The sequence below is a fragment of the Frigoribacterium sp. AP1 genome, assembly GCF_056680555.1.
Genome location: NZ_CM155288.1, coordinates 2,145,161 through 2,163,318 on the forward strand (window position 1 = coordinate 2,145,161; position 18,158 = coordinate 2,163,318).

Sequence of the window (18,158 nt, forward strand, 5' to 3'; positions counted from 1 at the left end):
CACCCCGGCAGCCGACCAGCTCCACCCGCGTTCCACCACGAAGAGGTCGCCATGTCTCGTCTGTCCGGCAAAGTCGCCATCGTCACCGGGGCAGCCTCGGGCATCGGCGAGGCGATCGTCCGTCGGTTCGCCGACGAGGGGGCCCGGGTCGTCGCGACCGACATCGTCGACGGGGCGGCCGTTGCCGCCGAGACGGGTGCCGAGTTCGTGCAGCACGACGTCGCCAACGGCGGTGACTGGAAGCGCGTCATGGACCGCATCGCCGAGCACTACGGGCGACTCGACGTCCTGGTCAACAACGCCGGCATCGTCTCGGGCCAGTCGATCGACGTGACCCAGCTCGAGAGCTGGAACCGCGTCTTCGCGGTCAACGTCACCGGCGTCATGCTCGGCACGCGCTTCGCCATCGAGCAGATGCGCGCGAACCCCGACGGCGAGGGAGGGTCGATCATCAACCTGGCCCCGGCGACGTCCTTCCTCGGCTTCGGTGACGACGCGGCCTACACGGCGAGCAAGCACGCCCTGGTCGGGCTCACCCGGTCGAGTGCCGCCCACGCCGCCCAAGAGGGCTGGAACATCCGCATCAACTCGCTGCACCCCGGCCCGACCGACACCGCGCTGTTCCGCCGCCAGGTCGAGGCCCAGCCGCAGGTGCTCGACGCGTTCCGCGCGATGAGCCCGCGGGGTCGCCTCGCCAAGCCCGACGAGGTCGCCGGGCTCGCCCTGCACCTCGCGAGCGACGACTCGGCCTTCTCGACCGGCGCGCAGTTCGTCGTCGACGGTGGCCTGTCGAGCACGCACCCCTCGATGTAGCTGCACGCCGACGCGACGCCGGCACGACGCCGCACGGCACGACGCGGCCCGGCACGGGACGGCGCGGCGGCGCGGCGCGGCACCGCGTTTCGTGCACGGCACCGCGTCTCGATCAGGTGCGGTGCACGATTCGCGGTGCGGTGCGTCAGAAGAGCGTCGCAGGAGGCGCGGGCGGGGTCGCCGGCGCCGTGATCGGGTCGGTCGTCGCGACCGGCGCCCCCGGCCACCCGGGTCCGGACGGCACCTCGGTGCGGTTCTGGAACGCCGTGGCCGCGCCCCGGGCCCGCACGTCGGCCGCCTCGTTCATCTCGTGCCCGACGTGACCGCGGACCCACTCGAAGCGCACCTTCCGTCCGGCCAGGGCGGCGTCGAGCTCCTTCAGGATCTCGACGTTGAGCACGGGCTTGCCGTCGGCCTTGCGCCAGCCCTTGCGTTTCCAGCCGGGCATCCACTCGGTGCAGGCCTTGATCGTGTACTGGCTGTCGCACAGGATGTGCAGGTCGTCGTCGGTGCCGGCCGTGGCGCGCAGCAGCTCGAGCACGGCGGTGAGCTCGCCCTGGTTGTTCGTGGCACGCGGCCAGCCGCCGGCGGCCCACCGCTCGTCGTCGACGTACCAGGCCCATCCGGCGGGGCCGGGGTTGCCGAGGGCCGATCCGTCTGCTGCGGCGGTGATGGTCATGCGGGGTGCTCCTTGCGTCGACGGGTTGCCGGTCCACGGTAACGTGCCGGGCGCGACCGACCGGACCCGCGCCTCCTGCGGGGGTGTCGGGATCGGACGGCGGGGTCGCGCCCGACCGGGTCAGCCGTTGTGGTCGGGGTGCGAGCCCGTGCGCTCGCCGGTCTCGATGCCCGCGATGGCGGCCAGGTCGCCCGCGTCGAGCTCGAAGCCGAAGACGTCGAGGTTGGCCCGGATGCGTGACGGTGTGACCGACTTCGGGATCACGACGAGGCCCTGCTGCAGGTGCCAGCGGATCGTCACCTGGGCCGGGGTGACCCCGTGCTTCGCGCCGATGCGCACCAGTGCCGCGTTGTCCAGGATGCGCCCTCGTGCCAGCGGCGACCACGCCTCGGTCACGATGCCGTGGGCGGCGTCGAAGGCCCGGAGTTCGTGCTGCTGCAACCACGGGTGCGCCTCGACCTGGTTGACGGCCGGTACGACGTCGGTCTCGGCCATCAGGCGTTCGAGGTGCGGGACCTGGAAGTTGCTCACGCCGATCGAGAGCGCCCGGCCCTCGGCCCGGAGGGTCTCGAGGGCACGGTACGTCTCGACGTACTTGTCCTGCTTGGGGGCGGGCCAGTGGATCAGGTAGAGGTCGACGTGGTCGGTGCCGAGTTTCGTCAGGCTCTCGTCGAACGAGCGGAGCGTCTCGTCGTAGCCCTGGGCGGTGTTCCAGACCTTGGTCGTGAGGAACACCTCGTCACGGGGTACGCCCGAAGCCTGCAGGGCCCGGCCGACGCCCCGCTCGTTGGCGTAGAACTCTGCCGTGTCGAGGTGGCGGTAGCCCTCGCCGAGGGCGGTCTCGACGACCTGCTCGGCCTCGTCGTCCGCGACCTTGTAGACGCCGAGGCCGAGTTGCGGGATCGTGCGGCCGTCGTTGAGGGTGATCTGGGGCACGTCGATGGAGGGCATGCCCTCAACTCTGCCAGCCTCCGACCGTCAGGCGTCGCAGGGCCCGGGCGACCGTCCGGTGAACGGTGCGTGCCGGGCCCGTCGTCCGGTGGACGAGGAGGCGCGGGTCAGCTCGTCTGGACCGGCACCGGTTCGGTGTCGGGCAGGGGGCTCGCGTCGCGACCGCGGAGGTCGGGCAGGGCCTTGTGGAACGCGGCGCCGACGACCATGCCGACGAAGGCGAAGCAGGCGGCCACGATGAGTCCGCCCTGGCCGCCGATGTGGTCGATCGCGAAGCCGGCGATGGCCGAGCCCAGCGCCGAGCCGATCAGCTGGCCGGTGCCGGCCCAGCCGTAGGCCTCGGCCGTGTCGCTGAACTTCACGCTCGACGACACGACGGCGAACATGACGGCGAGGGCGGGCGCGATGCCGACGCCCGCGATCAGCAGTGTGATGCTGATCGGCCAGAGGCCCGTCGCGAAGATCGCGAGGGTCATGCCGACGAAGACGATGGCGATGCGGCGCCCGAGAGCCCACGGGCCGACCGGGACGTGGCCGAGCGCGAGGCCGCCGACCAGCGACCCCGCGGCGAAGATGGCCAGCGCGATGCCCGAGTCGGCACTGCCCTCGCCGAAGAGCGCGACGACGCCCGCCTCGACCGCGGCGCAGGCGCCGATGAGCAGGAAGCCGGCGACGGTCGCCAGCAGCACCGTCGGCCGCGCGAGCACCTTGCCGAAGGCCCGTTTGCTGCGGGGGATGCGGACGCGCCCGACCTCGGGCGACGCGATGAACCAGATGCCGCCGCCCACCAGGAACGCGGCCGCGAGCCAGATGGCCTCTCGGGTGCCGATCTGCGTCCCGACGAAGGTCGTGATGACCGGGCCGGCCACCCAGATGATCTCTTGCGCGGACGCGTCGAGCGAGAAGAGGGGAGTGAGCTGGTTCGAGGTGACCATCTTGGGGTAGATGGTGCGGACGGCCGGCTGGACGGGAGGCACGCTCAGGCCGGTCACGAAGCCGAGCGCCATGAACACCGGCACCGAGAAGTCGTAGAGGGTGAAGGTGACCATCGTGATCAGGCAGACGATCAGCGTCAGGGTCAGGACGGGTCGCATCGCCCAGCGGCCCATCCAGCGGCTGGTGAGCGGGCCCGAGATGGCCTGGCCGATGCTGGTCGCGGCGAGCACCAGGCCGGCTGCAGCGTACGAGTGGTGCACGTGCTCGACGTGCAGCAGGAACGCGAGCGACAGCATGCCGAACGGGAAGCGCGCGGTCAGCTGGGCCGCGATGATGCGCGAGACGCCGGGCGTCTTCAGCAGGGTCGAATAGGTGCTCACGAGGGGACAAGTCTACGAGTGGGTCCAGGGTGCGCGACACGCCGTGGTCCCGAACTGGGGACACGGATCGACGAGTGTCGGTGGTGGGGACGAACATGTGGAGAACAGCCCAGAACCGGGGAGAACCGCCCTCGTTCTGTGCAAAACGTGTGCGGTTCCCTGTGGAGAACTCCGTGAGACGAACTACAGGCGTGTAACACCGCATCTAGTTGTGGGGGCAACTCCGGGCCACTAGATGTAGTATCGAAGAGTCGCCACGGGCACTACGCCCCGAGGCTCACGAACCACCGATCCGGCCTCAGGGGCCGGCCAGAACACAGGGGATCCCATGGCCATCACCGTCTACACCAAGCCGTCCTGCGTCCAGTGCACGGCCACCTACCGAGCCCTCGACAACAAGGGCATCGAGTACGACGTGCTCGACGTCACCGCCGACGACGCGGCCCTCGAGAAGGTCCGTGCCCTCGGCTACATGCAGGCCCCCGTGGTCATCGCCGACGACGACCACTGGAGCGGCTTCCGCCCCGACAAGATCGCCGCCCTGGCCGCCAAGGTCGACTAGTCGACCGGGCGCCCCGCGCCCGACCCGTTGCATCGTGATCCGGGGTTCGGCCCCACACCACCTCGGAGGCGAGGACTCGTCGTGACGAACGAACTCGTCTACTTCTCGAGCGTCTCGGGCAACACCGACCGCTTCGTCAAGAAGCTCGGTGTGCCGGCCCAGCGCATCCCGCTGTTCCCGTCCGAGCCGCCGCTCCACGTCCATGACCCCTACGTCCTCGTCCTGCCGACCTACGGTGGCGGCGAAGGTCGAGGCGCCGTCCCGAAGCAGGTCATCCGGTTCCTCAACGACGAGGGCAACCGACGCCTCATCCGAGGCGTGATCGCGGCGGGCAACACCAACTTCGGAGAGGGCTACTGCCTGGCCGGCGACATCGTCGCGGCCAAGTGTGACGTTCCCCTTCTCTACCGTTTCGAAGTCTTCGGAACACCAGACGACGTACAAGCCGTACAGACAGGATTGGAAGAATTTTGGACGCAGCAGTCGATGACCTCGAAGTGATCGCCGCACCGGGGCAGGGCCTCAGCCAGGGGATGGACTACCACTCCCTGAACGCGATGCTGAACCTCTACGGTCCGTCCGGCGAGATCCAGTTCGAGAAGGACCGCGAGGCGGCGAAGCAGTACTTCCTGCAGCACGTCAACCAGAACACGGTCTTTTTCCACAACCTGCGCGAGCGCCTCGACTATCTCGTCGAGAACGAGTACTACGAGGCCGCGACCATCGAGCAGTACGACTTCGCCTTCATCGAGAAGCTCAACGACCTCGCCTACTCGAAGAAGTTCCGCTTCCAGACCTTCCTCGGTGCGTTCAAGTACTACACGTCGTACACGCTCAAGACGTTCGACGGCAAGCGCTACCTCGAGCGCTTCGAAGACCGCGTGGTCATGACCGCCCTCGGCCTCGCCCAGGGCGACGAGGCACTCGCCGTCGACCTGGTCGAAGAGATCATCGCGGGCCGCTTCCAGCCGGCCACGCCGACCTTCCTCAACACGGCGAAGGCCCAGCGCGGCGAGCTCGTCAGCTGCTTCCTGCTGCGCATCGAAGACAACATGGAGTCGATATCGCGCGGCATCAACTCGTCGTTGCAGCTGTCGAAGCGCGGCGGCGGCGTCGCCCTGTCGCTCTCGAACATCCGCGAGGCCGGTGCCCCGATCAAGCAGATCGAGAACCAGTCGTCGGGCATCATCCCCGTCATGAAGTTGCTCGAAGACAGCTTCAGCTACGCGAACCAGCTCGGTGCCCGCCAGGGTGCCGGCGCGGTGTACCTCAGCGCACACCACCCCGACATCATGCGGTTCCTCGACACCAAGCGCGAGAACGCCGACGAGAAGATCCGCATCAAGACGCTGTCCCTCGGCGTCGTCGTGCCCGACATCACGTTCGAGCTCGCCAAGAACAACGAGGACATGTACCTCTTCTCGCCGTACGACGTCGAGAAGGTCTACGGCGTCCCCTTCGGCGACGTCGCGATCAGCGAGAAGTACCGTGAGATGGTCGCCGACTCGCGCATCAAGAAGACCAAGATCAAGGCGCGCGACTTCTTCCAGACGATCGCCGAGATCCAGTTCGAGTCGGGCTACCCCTACATCGTGTTCGAAGACACGGTCAACAAGGCGAACCCGATCAAGGGCCGCATCAACATGTCGAACCTGTGCTCCGAGATCCTGCAGGTCAACACGCCGACCACGTTCAACGAAGACCTCTCGTACAACGAGATCGGCAAGGACATCAGCTGCAACCTCGGCTCGATGAACATCGCCCTCTCGATGGACGCCCCCGACCTCGGCAAGACCGTCGAGACCGCGATCCGCGGCCTCAGCGCGGTCAGCGACATGAGCCACATCGCCTCGGTGCGCTCGATCGAGGTCGGCAACGACCAGTCCCACGCCATCGGCCTCGGCCAGATGAACCTGCACGGCTACCTGGCCCGCGAGCGTGTCCACTACGGCACGCCCGAGGCGATCGACTTCACGAACATCTACTTCTACACGGTGCTGTTCCACGCCCTGCGTGCCTCGAACACCATCGCGATCGAGCGTGGCGTCACCTTCGGCGGCTTCGAGGACTCCACGTACGCGTCGGGCACCTTCTTCGACAAGTACACCGAGACCGAGTGGAAGCCCGAGACCGAGCGGGCGGCCGCACTGTTCGCCGACGCCGGCGTCGCGATCCCGACGCAGGACGACTGGCGTGCGCTCAAGGCCAGCATCATGCAGCACGGCATCTACAACCAGAACCTGCAGGCCGTGCCGCCGACCGGGTCGATCTCGTACATCAACCACTCGACGTCGTCGATCCACCCGATCGCGTCGAAGATCGAGATCCGCAAAGAGGGCAAGCTCGGCCGCGTGTACTACCCGGCGCCGTTCATGACGAACGACAACCTCGAGTACTACACCGACGCGTACGAGATCGGGCCCGAGAAGATCATCGACACCTACGCCGCGGCGACGCAGCACGTCGACCAGGGCCTGTCGCTCACGCTGTTCTTCAAAGACACGGCGAGCACGCGCGACATCAACAAGGCCCAGATCTACGCATGGCGGAAGGGCATCAAGACGATCTACTACATCCGTCTGCGTCAGCTCGCGCTCGAGGGCACCGAGGTCGACGGCTGCGTCAGCTGCATGCTCTAGGCCCTGCGCCTCACGGCTCTCGCGCCACCCGGCGCGGGCCGGCCTCGACAGCCGGCCCGCGCCTCCTGAACTCACGCTCTTCCCTCTGAAAGGCACGTCATGACCCTCACCGATCCGGTACACGCCACCGGCAAGTCGGTCCCGCTGATCACGTCGGTCAGTGCGATCAACTGGAACCGCATCCACGACGACAAAGACGTCGAGGTCTGGAACCGCCTGGTCAACAACTTCTGGCTGCCCGAGAAGATCCCGTTGTCGAACGACGTGCAGTCGTGGAACACCCTCACCCCCGAAGAGCAGCAGATGACGATGCGGGTCTTCACCGGCCTGACGCTGCTCGACACCATCCAGGGCACCGTCGGCGCGATCAGCCTGATCCCCGATGCGATCACCCCGCACGAAGAAGCCGTCTACACGAACATCGCGTTCATGGAGTCGGTGCACGCCAAGAGCTACTCGTCGATCTTCTCGACCCTCGCGTCGACCCCCGAGATCGACGACGCCTTCCGCTGGTCGACCGAGAACGTCAACCTGCAGAAGAAGGCCCAGATCGTCCTCGACTACTACACGGGCGACGACCCGCTGAAGCGCAAGGTCGCCTCGACGCTGCTCGAGTCGTTCCTGTTCTACAGCGGCTTCTACCTGCCGATGTACTGGTCTTCGCGCGCCAAGCTGACCAACACGGCCGACCTGATCCGCCTCATCATCCGCGACGAGGCCGTTCACGGGTACTACATCGGCTACAAGTTCCAGAAGGGTCTCGAGGGCGCGTCCGAAGAACGCAAGCAAGAGATCAAGGACTACACGTTCAACCTGCTCTTCGAGCTGTACGAGAACGAGATCCAGTACACGCAAGACCTGTACGACGGCGTCGGCCTCAGCGAGGACGTCAAGAAGTTCTTGCACTACAACGCCAACAAGGCGCTGATGAACCTCGGCTACGAGCCGATGTTCCCCAAAGAGACGACCGACGTGAACCCGGCGATCCTGTCCGCGCTCTCGCCGAACGCCGACGAGAACCACGACTTCTTCTCGGGGTCGGGCTCGTCGTACGTCATCGGCAAGGCCGTCAACACCGAAGACGAGGACTGGGACTTCTAGCCCACCCCCGCACCACGCAGCAGGCGTCGCCCACCCCGGGCGGCGCCTGTTCTGCGTCCGGCCCCACCTCGCACCGTCCCGGTGTGCATTTCGCGACCGTCGAGGGCGGACACGCGGCTCATCTTCGGCCGCAAACGTTTTCGGTGGAGCCGAGTGTCGGGTTCGGCCCGCGTGGCGGACTCGGGGAGGTCGGGTTCGGCCCGCGTGGCGGACTCAGGGAGGTCGGGTTCGGCCCGCGTGGCGGACTGGCGGAGGTCGGATTCGGGCGGTGTGCCGGGTGCGTGCTCAGTCGGCGAGCAGGGCCGCCCGGATCGCGGCGATGCCGATGCGCACCTCGGCGAACGAGGTGCTGAGTGGCGACAGGCCGATGCGCAGGGCATCCGGGTTGCGGAAGTCGGGCACGACGCCGGCGTCCCAGAGCCGGGCCACGACCTCGCGGAACGACCCGTGCGTGATCGTGACGTGGCTGCCGCGTTCCGCCGCAGCCCGGGGCGTCGCCACGGTCACCCCGAGCGGCACGAGCCAGGCGTCGACGAGGTCGAAGGCGTAGTCGGTCAGGGCGAGCGACTTCGACCGGATGGCGTCGATGCCGGCTTCGTCGATCAGGTCGAGCATGTCGTGCATCGCGAGCATGCCCATCACCGGGGGAGTCCCGCTGACGAAACGCCGGATGCCGGCCGCCGCCTCGTACCCGTCCGCCATCGCGAACACGTCGGCCGCGCCCATCCAGCCCTGGATCGGCTGGTCGAGCTCGGGCAGCAGCGAGGCGCGGGCGTACGCGAAGGCGGGGGCACCCGGCCCGCCGTTGAGGTACTTGTACGTGCAGCCGACCGCGAGGTCGACGCCCCACTCGTCGAGCTGCATCGGCACGACGCCGACGCTGTGGCACAGGTCGGCCAGCACGAGACCGCCGGCCTCGTGCACGATCGTGGTGATGGCAGGCAGGTCGACCAGCCATCCCGACCGGTACGACACGTGGTTGACGAGCAGCAGCGCCGTCTCGGGCCCCACGACGTCGCGCACCTGCGACACGGTCACGCCGGTCGACTTGTCGACGGCGATCCAGCGGATCGTGGCCCCGTGCTCCCGCGCGATGCCCTCGACGACGAAGCGGTCGGTCGGGAACTGGTCGTCGTCGATCACGATCTCGCGGCGGTCGGGTCGGGCCCGCAGACCCGCGCGGATCGCCTTGTAGAGCAGCACGGTCGTCGAGTCGGCCACGACCGTCTGACCCGGGGCGGCACCGAGGCAGGCCGCCGCGATGCGGTCGCCGAGCTCGGTCGGCAGCGACATCCAGCGCTCGTCCCACGAACGGATCAACCGCGTGCCCCAGGCACCCTCGACGAACTCGGACAGTCGTGACAGCGTGGCGGTCACGGGTCGCCCCAGCGAGTTGCCGTCGAGGTACGAGACCACGTCGACGGCCGGCACGAACCGGTCGACGAACGACGCCAGCGGGTCGGCGGCGTCGAGCGGGCCGGCCGGATGCGCCGAGGCCTGCTCGTCGGGATCGGTGGAATCGGCGGGGTAGGCGAGCGGATCGGTCATCGGGTCTTCTCCTCGAGGGCGACGGCGAGGAGCTCGTCGGCGGTCAGTGCGGTCGCGCGCGCGAGCCAGGCGGCGCGCTCGTCGGAGGACGCGGAGGCGCGGGGCGCGTCGGCGATCCAGGTCACGCGGGTGAACGGCAGGCGTGCGCCGCCGGTCGGCTCGGCGACGTCGGGGGCGAGGGCGTCGAGAAGTCCCGCCAGCCCGAAGCCGGCCCGGCCCATCGCACGCAGCTCGCGCTCGTTCACGCCGAGCGGCAGGTCGCCGTTGCCGAGATCGGTGCCGTAGAGCACCCGGCCGCCCGCGGCACGGAAGCGCGAGAGGTTGTCGACCGCCGTCTCGTGCGCGACCCCACCCACACCGTGGCCGTGGATGTCCAGGGTGCTCACCCACGTCGTCGACGCGGCCAGGCGCGCGACCAGCTCGTCGTCGAGTCGTTCGCTGAAGGGGGTGTGCGCGAACCGGTCGACCCCGGCGTCGGCCGCGCGAGCGGCCTGGCCGACTCCCTGGACGTGCGCGACCACGGCCAGGCCGAGTCCGTGCGCGGCGTCGACGACGACCTGCAGCGTCGCGTCGTCGAGCACGGGCCCGGCGTCGGTGTTGAGGGCGACCTTGACGATCGAGGCGCCGAGGGCGTGCTGCTGCTCGACGAGCCGGGCCGCGCGGCGCAGCCGGGTCGAGGCGCGCAGGCCGCCCACCACCAGGGAGGCGCGGGGCGGCGCCCAGCCGGACCGGCTCGGGTACCCGCCCGGTGCGGTGATCAGCCCGCCGGCGATGGCCACCTCGGGCCAGCCGTCGCGCCCGGGCCGGCCGAGCCAGCCGTGGGCGATCGCCGGGTCCCACCCGAGGTCGACGACCCGCGAGATGCCGCCGACGGGCAGCTGCGCGGCGTCGATCAGGCCGAGGTGGACGTGCGAGTCGGTGAAGGGGGCCAGCACGGTGCCCGGCACGTGCGGGAGTTCGGCACCGGCCAGGGTGTCGGCGTCGTGCGCGTCGGCCGACCCGGCGAAGACGACGCCGTGGGCGTCGAGCCGCAGCAGGCTGCGACCGGACCACCGGCCCGACCAGGCGTGGTCGACCGTGACGAGCCGCGCCTCCTGGTCCATGACCCGACCCTATTCGTGCGTGCTGCCCGTGCCCTGCAGGCCCGCCCGCGTCCGGGGACGACGAGGCGGGCCCACAGGGCGGAGGCGGGCAGAGGAGGCGCGACCTAGGAGGTCAGGACGGCCCGCGAGCACCGCGCCACGTACGGCAGGCGGATGAGGTCGACGCCGCGGGTGTCGGGGTGGGTGTCGAGCAGCTGCTCGACGTCGCGCAGGAGGGCCGCGCGGTCGTCGGGTGAGAGCGTGATGACGTAGCTGCGGGACGCGATCATGGCGAGGAACTCGTCGCGACCCAGCTCGTGCACCCAGGCGACGTCGTGTCGCTCGACGGTGCCGAACGGTGCACCGACGACCGGGGCGTCCGACCCCATGTCGCGCTCGCGCGGCTGGTGCATCACCCGGCTGAGCTCCGCGACCCACGGCACCGACTCGTCGCGGATGTTCCAGATGAGGCCGAGCGTGCCGCCGGGGCGCAGCACGCGGGCGATCTCGGGCACGGCTCGGTCGGTGTCGACCCAGTGCCAGGCCTGCGCGACGAGGACGGCGTCGACCGAGTCGTCCCCCAGGGGGATGCTCTCGGCGGACCCCGCGACCGACGTCGCCCCGGGGACGACCTGCTCGAGGGTGGCGCGCATGCCGGGCGAGGGCTCGACGGCCGTGACCGACGGAGCGCGGTCGAGCAGCAGGCGGGTGAGCTTGCCCGTGCCGGCCCCCAGGTCGACCACGTGACAGGCGCCCTCGGGCAGCAGCCAGTCGACGGCCTCGAGGGGGTACGACGGGCGGCCCCTCTCGTAGACGTCGGCGGCCAGCCCGAACGAGGCGGCGAGGTCGGAATCGGGTCGTGCGGGGTCGAAGCCGTGGGCGGCCGGGTCGAACCCCTCCTGGGTTGGTTGATGTGTCACCGGAACACTGTCGCACGTCACGATCCGTCACACACCCTGTGTTACGTCGGCCTCGGGCGCAGCATGGACGGGATGACTTCCACGCTGCCTCCGACCCCCTCGTCCCCGCGTCCGACCCGGCCCCTGCGGGTCGTCGCCGTGTCGGGCACCCTCAGCACGCCGTCCAAGACCGACGCCCTCGTGCACGAGATCGTCACGGCGCTGGGCGACGTCCTGCCGATCGAGGCGCACGTGATCCGGGTCAGCGAACTCGGGCCGCTGTTCGCCGGCGCGCTCACCCGTGACCAGCTCGACGAACGGGTCGAGCGCGAGCTGGTCGCCATCGAGACCGCCGACCTGCTGATCGTCGCCTCGCCCGTCTACCGCGCCTCCTTCACCGGGCTCTTCAAGCACCTCTTCGACTTCGTCGAGCAGTACGCACTCGTCGACGTGCCCGTGCTGCTCGCCGCGACGGGTGGTAGCGAGCGACACGCGCTGATCATCGAGCACTCGCTGCGACCACTCTTCGGGTTCTTCCAGGCCCTGACGCTGCCGCTCGGCGTGTACGCGCACACGACCGACTTCACGGCGACCGGGGGTGCGGAGAAGTACGCGGTCACGGCTCCGCTGCTGCAGGAGCGCATCCGCCACGCGATCCAGCGCGGCCTGCCCCTCATCCGGTCCAGCATCGCCGAGAAGGGGCGCATCGAGCGGAGCCTCGACGACGGTGGCACGGGCGACGGTCCGCGGGTGGACGACCTGCGCGCGAGCGAGCTCGACCTCTCGACGCCCACACGGCTGTTCAGCTGAGCGCACGACCCGAAGGCGGGGCAGCCGCCCAGGATGCCCACGGGTATCGTGGTCGTCGTGACTGCCGACCCGACGCCCCGTGACCCGTCCGTCGCCCGCGCCGAGATCCGCGACAGCGAGGCACAGCGCCGGCTCGGCCTGTTGCCGTCCGGGGTGCTGCCGGGGCGTGCCGCCCGATGGGTGGCCGACGGTGTCGACGACCTGTCCGTGCGCGCGCTCGCCGAGGCACAGACGAGCACCGACGACGACCGTGAGGCGCTGCTCGCCCGGGCCGCGGCCGGCCTCGGCCTCGGCTTCGACTCGGTGCGCGAGGCACGGGCCCATCACGGCCAGCGCGTGGTCGAGTCGATGACGGCCGCGTCGGCCCCGAACGACGCCCTGGGCTTCTCGAACGGCTTCACCGACACCATCGAGGAGTCGGTGCGCGACAGCATCGCCCGCCTCTTCAAGCCCCGCGGCTGAGCCGGGGCCGCGCCGCCGAGCGTGAGGTCGGCGGCTGAGCGAGGGCTCCGCGGCCGAGCCGGGGCCTCGCGGCCGAGCCGCGCACCCGACGCGACCGGACGCAGGAGGCGCGGTGCCGGTCACGACCGGCACCGCGCCTCCTGCAGTCGGTCCGTGGGTCAGGCCTTGCCGACTTCGAGCTCGACGACGGCCCATGACAGGGCGGGGAGGCGCAGGCGTGCGGTGCCGCCGTCGACCGTGACGCCGGTCAGCGGGACGAGCCCGACCGTGTCTTGCGCGTTCTCGGTGTTGGACGAGAAGCGGTCGCCGCCCTCGGGAACGGCCAGCACCTCGGCGCGGGTGACGCGTCCGCCGCTGAAGCCGCGCAGGGCGACCTCGACGTCGGCGGTCTCGTCGAGACCGCGGTTCGCGAGGAAGAACGCGACCGTGCCAGCCTCTTCGTCGTAGGTCGCGCTGACGTCGACCAGGTCGGCGTCGCCGTACTTCTCGGTGTCGACCTTGTCGCTCGTCACGAGGGTGCGCAGGATCTGACCGGTCGCGAGCGTCGCCATGCGGGCGAACGGCCAGAAGATCGACTGGCGCCACGCGGGCCCACCGGCCTCGCTGCGGATCGGCGCGATGACGTTGACGAGCTGCGCCTGGTTGGCGATCTTGACCCGGTCGCCGTGACGCAGCAGCGAGTTGAGGAACGTGCCGACCACGACCGCGTCGGTGACGTTGTACTGGTCTTCGATCAGTCGGGGGTGCTCGCGCCAGCCCTTCGACACGTTGTGCGGCTGGTCGTCCGAGTCGAGGCCGGTCTGGTACCAGACGTTCCACTCGTCGAACGAGATGTCGACCTGCTTCGAGTGCTTTCCGGCGGCCTTGACCCCGTCGATGGTCGACACGACCTCCTCGATGAAGGCGTCCATGTCGACGGCCGTCGCGAGGAAGCTCTTCGCGTCGCCGTCGTGCTCCTGGTAGTAGGCGTGCATCGAGACGTAGTCGACCTCGTCGTACGCGTGGGTGAGGACCTCGTGCTCCCAGGTGCCGAAGGTGGGCATGCCGCGGCCCGAGCTGCCGACCGCGACCAGCTCGATCGAGTCGTCGACGAACTTCATGGCCTTGGCGGCCTCCTGGGCGAGGCGGCCGTACTCGGTGGCGGTCTTGTGGCCGATCTGCCACGGGCCGTCGAGCTCGTTGCCGAGGCACCAGAGCTTGATGTCGAAGGGGTCCTTCGCACCGTTGGCGATGCGACGGTCGCTGAGCGCCGTGCCCCCGGGGTGGTTGGCGTACTCGACGAGCTCGCGGGCGGCGTCGACGCCGCGGGTGCCGAGGTTGACGGCCTCCATCACCTCGGTGCCGGCGAGCTTCGACCAGGCGACGAACTCGTGCAGGCCGAAGGCGTTGGTCTCGACCGTGTGCCAGGCGCCGTCGAGGCGACGCGGGCGCTGGTCGACCGGCCCGACGCCGTCCTCCCAGTTGTAGCCCGACACGAAGTTGCCGCCGGGGTAGCGGATGACGGTCGCGCCGAGCTCCTTCGTGAGGTCGAGGACGTCCTGACGGAAGCCGTTCTCGTCGGCGGTGGGGTGGCCGGGCTCGTAGATGCCGGTGTAGACGCAGCGGCCCATGTGCTCGACGAACGAGCCGAACAGGCGGCGGGGGACCGGGCCGATGGTGAACTCGCGGTCGACGGTGATGCGGGCGGTGGACATGGATCTCCTAGCTGAGGGGAACGGCGTGCGTGGGGTGGGGACGAGGAGGCGCGGTGCGGCAGGGCCGCGGGGTCCGGGGCGGTCGGGTCACTGACCTCCGAAACCGGTGGTCGAGATGCCCTTGATGATCTGTCGTTGGAAGAACAGGAACACGAGGATCAGCGGCAGGGCGGCGAGGACGGCGGCGGCCATGTTCTGGGCGTACTGGATGCCGTAGGCGCTCTCGATGGTCTGCAGTCCGACCGGCAGCGTCAGCAGCGAGGCGTCGTTCGTGACGATGAACGGCCACAGGAAGTTGTTCCAGGCGCCGATGAACACGAAGATCGACACCGCCCCGAGGATGGGCCGCGACAGCGGCAGCAGGATCGTGAAGAACACCCGGATGCGCCCGGCGCCGTCGACGCGGGCGGCGTCCTCGAGCTCGATCGGCACCTGGTCGAAGAACTTCTTCAGCACGAAGACCATGGCCGGGGCGATGGCCTGCGGCAGGATGATGCCCCAGTACGTGTCGACCATGTCGAAGGCGAGCATCTGGTAGAACAACGGCACGATCAGCACCTGCGGCGGGATGATGATCGACGCGATCGTCGCCACGTAGAGCCACTTCTTGCCCCGGAAGTCGAGGCGCGAGAAGGCGTAGGCGACGAGGGCCGAGGTGGCCACGACGATCAGCGTGATGACGATCGACGTGAAGAGGCTGTTGAAGAGCCACACCGGGATGTTGCCCTGCTCGAGGACCCCGCGGTAGGCGTCGAGCGTGAAGCCGCCGGCCGGTATCCAGGTCTGCGGTGTCGCCGCGGCGTCGGTCTCGCTCTTGAACGAGGTGGCGAGCGACCACAGGAACGGCAGCAGCCAGAGGACGGCGAGCACGACCAGGATGACCACGCTGAGGACGGCCATCGGGCTGAACGGCTTCTGGCCGGGCTTGTGGCCCTTCCGGCCGCGGTCGGCGGTGGGGGCGCGCAGGTCCGACGTGGGGGCGATGGCGGGGGCGGTCATTTCTGGGCTCCCTTGCGGTTGCGGGCCGTGATGCTGAACTGTGCGATCGAGATGACGACGATGACCGCGAAGAAGATGTACGAGATCGCCGACGAGTAGCCGAAGCGGTAGCCGGTGAACCCGGTGTCGAAGATGTACTGCACGGCCGAGCGGGTGCTGCCTGCCGGTCCGCCGGTGGTCATCTGGTAGATCTGGTCGAAGACCTTCAGTGAGGCGAGCACCTGCAGGATGACGATCAAGCCGGTGGTCGGGCCGAGCTGCGGGATGGTGATCGACAGCAGCGAGCGCCAGCGTCCGGCGCCGTCGAGCGACGCGGCCTCGTACTGCTGGTCGGGGATGTTCTGCAAGGCGGCGAGGTACAGCAGGAAGTTGAAGCCGACCGTCCACCAGACGGTGGTCGCGACCACGGCGATCATGGCGGTGTCGGGGTCCTGCAGCCAGGCGGGCTGCGGCAGCCCGAGCGTGCCGAGCACGTTGTTGATCGGGCCGAGGGTCGGGCTGTAGAGCTGGATCCAGAACAGCGAGACGACCGTCGAGGCGAGCAGGTACGGCAGGAAGAAGCTCAGCCGCCAGAGCCACTGCCCCGGCAGCCCGGTGTTGACGAGGATGGCGAGCACGAGGGCGACGACGACGAGCGGGATCGTGCTGAGCACCGTGAACCACAGGGTGTTGAGCATCGAACGCCACATGTCGCCGTCGGCGAAGGCCTCGGCGTAGTTGGCGACGCCGATCAGCTCGCCGCCCTGGCCGGTCAGGCTCTGGCCGGTGAAGCTCAGGTAGAAGCCGTGCACGAGCGGCCAGACCAGGAACACCGCGAAGAGCACGGTGAACGGGGCGGCGAAGCCCCACCCGATGCGGTTGTCGGACGGGCCGGTCCGCTTGCGGGAGGCGCGGCTGCGGTCGGTCGCGCGGGCGTCGGACCGCGCGCGGTCGGCGGTGGCCCGGGGGGCCTTGACCGTGGTGGAGGTCACAGATCGACTCCTTCGTCGTCGTGATGGTCGGGTCGTGCGGAGGGGGAGGAGAGCGGTGTCGGGCGTGCGGGGTGGCCTGATCGGCCGGTGGCGCGGGGGTGTCCCATGGCCGTCACACCGGGGCCGGGCGCGACAGCTGGGTGTTCACGCGCGCGACGAACCGCCGCATGCCGTCGGCCGCGTCGTCCTTGGCGAGGATCACCGACTGGATCGAGTCGAGGAAGTACGTCTGGAAGTCCGAGCCCGAGCCGGTGAACCAGGCGGGCGGGTCGTAGTTGAGGTAGTCGGCGGCCTCGGCGTAGTTCGCCTGCGGTCGCAGCTCGGCGTACTCGGGGCTCTCGACGATGGGCAGGTAGGCGGGGATGTGCCCGGCCGCCGCCCACGAGAGGGAGTCCTTGAGGATGGTCGAGACCATCTTGTAGACGTCCTCGCGCTTGACGTCGTCGACCTCGCTCTGCCGCGGCAGCACGAACGCGTGCGAGTCGGCGTAGACGGCCGGCGTGCCGAACAGCGTCGGGATGATGCTGCCGTCGAACGGGATGCCCGCGTTCTCGGCGCTCGGGACCTCCCACACGCCGGTGAAGAGCATGCCGCTCTCGCCGCTGACGAACTCGGCGATGCCCGACTGGATGTCGCTGGCGGTGGCCATGGCCGTGCCGTCGGTGAGCTGCTGCATGAACTCGAGCGCGGTGACGGCGGCCTGTTCGTCGTACTCGACCGTCCCGCCCTCTTTCAGCACCATGTCGGCGCCCTGCTGCTTGTAGAACGTGTAGAACATGCGCCACAGCTGGGCGCCGTCGTTGAGGTAGCCCCACGAGGCGCCGTGCTTGCCGGTCACCTGCTGCATGGCATTGGCGACCTCGAGGAACTGCTCGGGGCTGGTGATCTCGACGAGCTTGCCGTCGGGGCCGAGGGCGCCCGCCTGCGCGGCGATGTCCGTGTTGTACAGCAGGATGAACGGGTGCGAGTCGAGCGCGACCGAGTACAGGTCGCCGCCGTTGAAGCCCTTCTTCCAGACCGCTTCGGCGAAGTCCTGCTCGCGGACGCCGTACGACGCGAGCTTGTCGACGTCCCACGGGTCGAGCAGCCCACCGGGGGCGTAGCCGGGCACGCGCGACGCGTGCATGATCGCGACGTCGGGGGCCCGCCCACCGGCCGAGGCCATGGCCAGCTTCGTGTAGTACGGGGTGCCCCAGGCGAGCACCGTCTGCGTCGCGTGGAACTCGGGGTTCTGCTCGTTGGCCTGGTCGATCAGCGCCGACATCTTGATGCCGTCGCCACCGCTCAGCAGGTGCCAGAACTTGAGCTGCGCGACGTCCGTGCCCGAGCCGGTGACGGCGCCGGGGGCACAGCCCGAGAGGCCCGTGGCGACGAACGCTCCGCCGACGAGTGCTGCCGAGCCGAGCAACATGCTGCGGCGACTGAGGCCGCGTGGGGTGGCGGTGCCGCGGGTGGTGCCCGGTCGCGGTGCCGGGGTCGTCCGATGGTTCTCGGTCATCTTCACTCCTTTGTGATGTGTGACGAGAGCGACTATTCCATCGTTGTAACGGAAGCGCAAGGGGAGTTCGGCACAACGCCGGGACGTGGTCACGACGCCAGGCTTCCTCGTGGCGCCGTGACCACCTCGTGGTG

At 69.4% G+C, this 18,158-nt stretch carries 17 protein-coding genes; 7 read left to right on the plus strand and 10 right to left on the minus strand.

Annotation, left to right across the window (positions count from 1 at the left end):
• Positions 1–51: 51 nt before the first annotated feature.
• Positions 52–813, plus strand: a complete 762-nt coding sequence (locus tag AC1MBW_RS10295) for an SDR family NAD(P)-dependent oxidoreductase (protein WP_043596555.1) — start codon at positions 52–54, stop codon at positions 811–813.
• Positions 814–958: 145 nt separating this feature from the next.
• Here AC1MBW_RS10295 and AC1MBW_RS10300 read toward each other — a convergent pair whose 3' ends face one another.
• The 3 genes from AC1MBW_RS10300 to AC1MBW_RS10310 all read right to left on the minus strand — a co-directional run bounded on the left by AC1MBW_RS10300 (position 959) and on the right by AC1MBW_RS10310 (position 3,759).
• Positions 959–1,492 carry a ribonuclease H family protein gene (locus AC1MBW_RS10300; protein ID WP_054146928.1) on the minus strand — a complete coding sequence of 178 codons (534 nt, stop codon included), beginning with the start codon at positions 1,490–1,492 and terminating at the stop codon, positions 959–961.
• 120 nt (positions 1,493–1,612) lie between these two features.
• On the minus strand, positions 1,613–2,443 hold the full coding sequence (locus tag AC1MBW_RS10305) for an aldo/keto reductase (protein ID WP_480024402.1): 831 nt from the start codon (positions 2,441–2,443) through the stop codon (positions 1,613–1,615).
• A 107-nt stretch (positions 2,444–2,550) separates the two neighbouring features.
• Positions 2,551–3,759 (minus strand): MFS transporter, encoded by a 1,209-nt coding sequence (locus tag AC1MBW_RS10310; RefSeq protein WP_054146926.1) that lies wholly within the window; start codon positions 3,757–3,759, stop codon positions 2,551–2,553.
• A 328-nt stretch (positions 3,760–4,087) separates the two neighbouring features.
• On the opposite strand from AC1MBW_RS10310, the gene nrdH reads away from it, so the two are divergent.
• From nrdH to nrdF, 4 genes are all read left to right on the plus strand, one after another.
• Positions 4,088–4,321, plus strand: coding sequence for a glutaredoxin-like protein NrdH (gene nrdH / locus AC1MBW_RS10315; protein ID WP_043596549.1), 234 nt, complete (start codon positions 4,088–4,090; stop codon positions 4,319–4,321).
• 81 nt (positions 4,322–4,402) lie between these two features.
• Positions 4,403–4,822, plus strand: a complete 420-nt coding sequence (nrdI, locus tag AC1MBW_RS10320) for a class Ib ribonucleoside-diphosphate reductase assembly flavoprotein NrdI (protein ID WP_054146925.1) — start codon at positions 4,403–4,405, stop codon at positions 4,820–4,822.
• A gap of 32 nt (positions 4,823–4,854) precedes the next feature.
• Positions 4,855–6,960, plus strand: coding sequence for a class 1b ribonucleoside-diphosphate reductase subunit alpha (gene nrdE / locus AC1MBW_RS10325; protein ID WP_480026096.1), 2,106 nt, complete (start codon positions 4,855–4,857; stop codon positions 6,958–6,960).
• A 99-nt stretch (positions 6,961–7,059) separates the two neighbouring features.
• Entirely contained in the window at positions 7,060–8,061 is a 1,002-nt protein-coding gene (gene nrdF, locus AC1MBW_RS10330) for a class 1b ribonucleoside-diphosphate reductase subunit beta (RefSeq protein WP_480024403.1), read from the plus strand.
• Positions 8,062–8,346: 285 nt separating this feature from the next.
• On the opposite strand, the gene AC1MBW_RS10335 is transcribed toward nrdF, so the two are convergent.
• The 3 genes from AC1MBW_RS10335 to AC1MBW_RS10345 all read right to left on the minus strand — a co-directional run bounded on the left by AC1MBW_RS10335 (position 8,347) and on the right by AC1MBW_RS10345 (position 11,611).
• Positions 8,347–9,609, minus strand: a complete 1,263-nt coding sequence (locus AC1MBW_RS10335) for a kynureninase (protein WP_480024404.1) — start codon at positions 9,607–9,609, stop codon at positions 8,347–8,349.
• On the minus strand, positions 9,606–10,712 hold the full coding sequence (locus AC1MBW_RS10340; RefSeq protein WP_480024405.1) for an amidohydrolase family protein: 1,107 nt from the start codon (positions 10,710–10,712) through the stop codon (positions 9,606–9,608). The genes AC1MBW_RS10335 and AC1MBW_RS10340 overlap by 4 nt, the downstream gene beginning before the upstream one ends.
• Positions 10,713–10,816: 104 nt before the next feature.
• On the minus strand, positions 10,817–11,611 hold the full coding sequence (locus AC1MBW_RS10345; protein WP_480024406.1) for a class I SAM-dependent methyltransferase: 795 nt from the start codon (positions 11,609–11,611) through the stop codon (positions 10,817–10,819).
• 72 nt (positions 11,612–11,683) lie between these two features.
• Between AC1MBW_RS10345 and msuE the strand changes: the two genes are divergently transcribed.
• Together msuE and AC1MBW_RS10355 are read left to right on the plus strand one after the other, a co-directional pair.
• Positions 11,684–12,400 carry an FMN reductase gene (gene msuE / locus AC1MBW_RS10350; protein ID WP_480024407.1) on the plus strand — a complete coding sequence of 239 codons (717 nt, stop codon included), beginning with the start codon at positions 11,684–11,686 and terminating at the stop codon, positions 12,398–12,400.
• 57 nt (positions 12,401–12,457) lie between these two features.
• Positions 12,458–12,862, plus strand: coding sequence for a hypothetical protein (locus AC1MBW_RS10355; protein WP_480024408.1), 405 nt, complete (start codon positions 12,458–12,460; stop codon positions 12,860–12,862).
• 158 nt (positions 12,863–13,020) lie between these two features.
• Here the strand turns inward: AC1MBW_RS10355 and arfA are convergent, their stop codons facing one another.
• From arfA to AC1MBW_RS10375, 4 genes are all read right to left on the minus strand, one after another.
• Positions 13,021–14,556: an arabinosylfuranosidase ArfA gene (arfA, locus tag AC1MBW_RS10360; RefSeq protein ID WP_480024409.1), complete on the minus strand. Its 1,536-nt coding sequence runs from the start codon at positions 14,554–14,556 to the stop codon at positions 13,021–13,023.
• An 87-nt stretch (positions 14,557–14,643) separates the two neighbouring features.
• Positions 14,644–15,555: a carbohydrate ABC transporter permease gene (locus AC1MBW_RS10365; RefSeq protein ID WP_480024410.1), complete on the minus strand. Its 912-nt coding sequence runs from the start codon at positions 15,553–15,555 to the stop codon at positions 14,644–14,646.
• Entirely contained in the window at positions 15,552–16,409 is an 858-nt protein-coding gene (locus tag AC1MBW_RS10370; RefSeq protein WP_054146994.1) for a carbohydrate ABC transporter permease, read from the minus strand. Before AC1MBW_RS10370 ends, AC1MBW_RS10365 begins: the two co-directional genes overlap by 4 nt.
• A 229-nt stretch (positions 16,410–16,638) precedes the next feature.
• A complete protein-coding gene (locus tag AC1MBW_RS10375; RefSeq protein WP_082383504.1) occupies positions 16,639–18,024 on the minus strand; it encodes an extracellular solute-binding protein in 1,386 nt (461 codons plus the stop codon).
• Between the last annotated feature and the right edge of the window lie 134 nt (positions 18,025–18,158).

Excerpts from the sequence above, each read along its gene's own strand:
- AC1MBW_RS10295 (WP_043596555.1), top strand. The coding sequence starts at position 52 with ATGTCTCGTCTGTCCGGCAAAGTCGCCATCGTCACCGGGGCAGCCTCG.
- AC1MBW_RS10335 (WP_480024404.1), bottom strand. The coding sequence starts at position 9,609 with ATGACCGATCCGCTCGCCTACCCCGCCGATTCCACCGATCCCGACGAG.
- AC1MBW_RS10340 (WP_480024405.1), bottom strand. The coding sequence starts at position 10,712 with ATGGACCAGGAGGCGCGGCTCGTCACGGTCGACCACGCCTGGTCGGGC.
- nrdF (WP_480024403.1), top strand. The coding sequence starts at position 7,060 with ATGACCCTCACCGATCCGGTACACGCCACCGGCAAGTCGGTCCCGCTG.
- nrdE (WP_480026096.1), top strand. The coding sequence starts at position 4,855 with ATGGACTACCACTCCCTGAACGCGATGCTGAACCTCTACGGTCCGTCC.
- arfA (WP_480024409.1), bottom strand. The coding sequence starts at position 14,556 with ATGTCCACCGCCCGCATCACCGTCGACCGCGAGTTCACCATCGGCCCG.
- msuE (WP_480024407.1), top strand. The coding sequence starts at position 11,684 with ATGACTTCCACGCTGCCTCCGACCCCCTCGTCCCCGCGTCCGACCCGG.
- AC1MBW_RS10305 (WP_480024402.1), bottom strand. The coding sequence starts at position 2,443 with ATGCCCTCCATCGACGTGCCCCAGATCACCCTCAACGACGGCCGCACG.
- nrdH (WP_043596549.1), top strand. The coding sequence starts at position 4,088 with ATGGCCATCACCGTCTACACCAAGCCGTCCTGCGTCCAGTGCACGGCC.
- AC1MBW_RS10375 (WP_082383504.1), bottom strand. The coding sequence starts at position 18,024 with ATGACCGAGAACCATCGGACGACCCCGGCACCGCGACCGGGCACCACC.
- AC1MBW_RS10300 (WP_054146928.1), bottom strand. The coding sequence starts at position 1,492 with ATGACCATCACCGCCGCAGCAGACGGATCGGCCCTCGGCAACCCCGGC.
- AC1MBW_RS10365 (WP_480024410.1), bottom strand. The coding sequence starts at position 15,555 with ATGACCGCCCCCGCCATCGCCCCCACGTCGGACCTGCGCGCCCCCACC.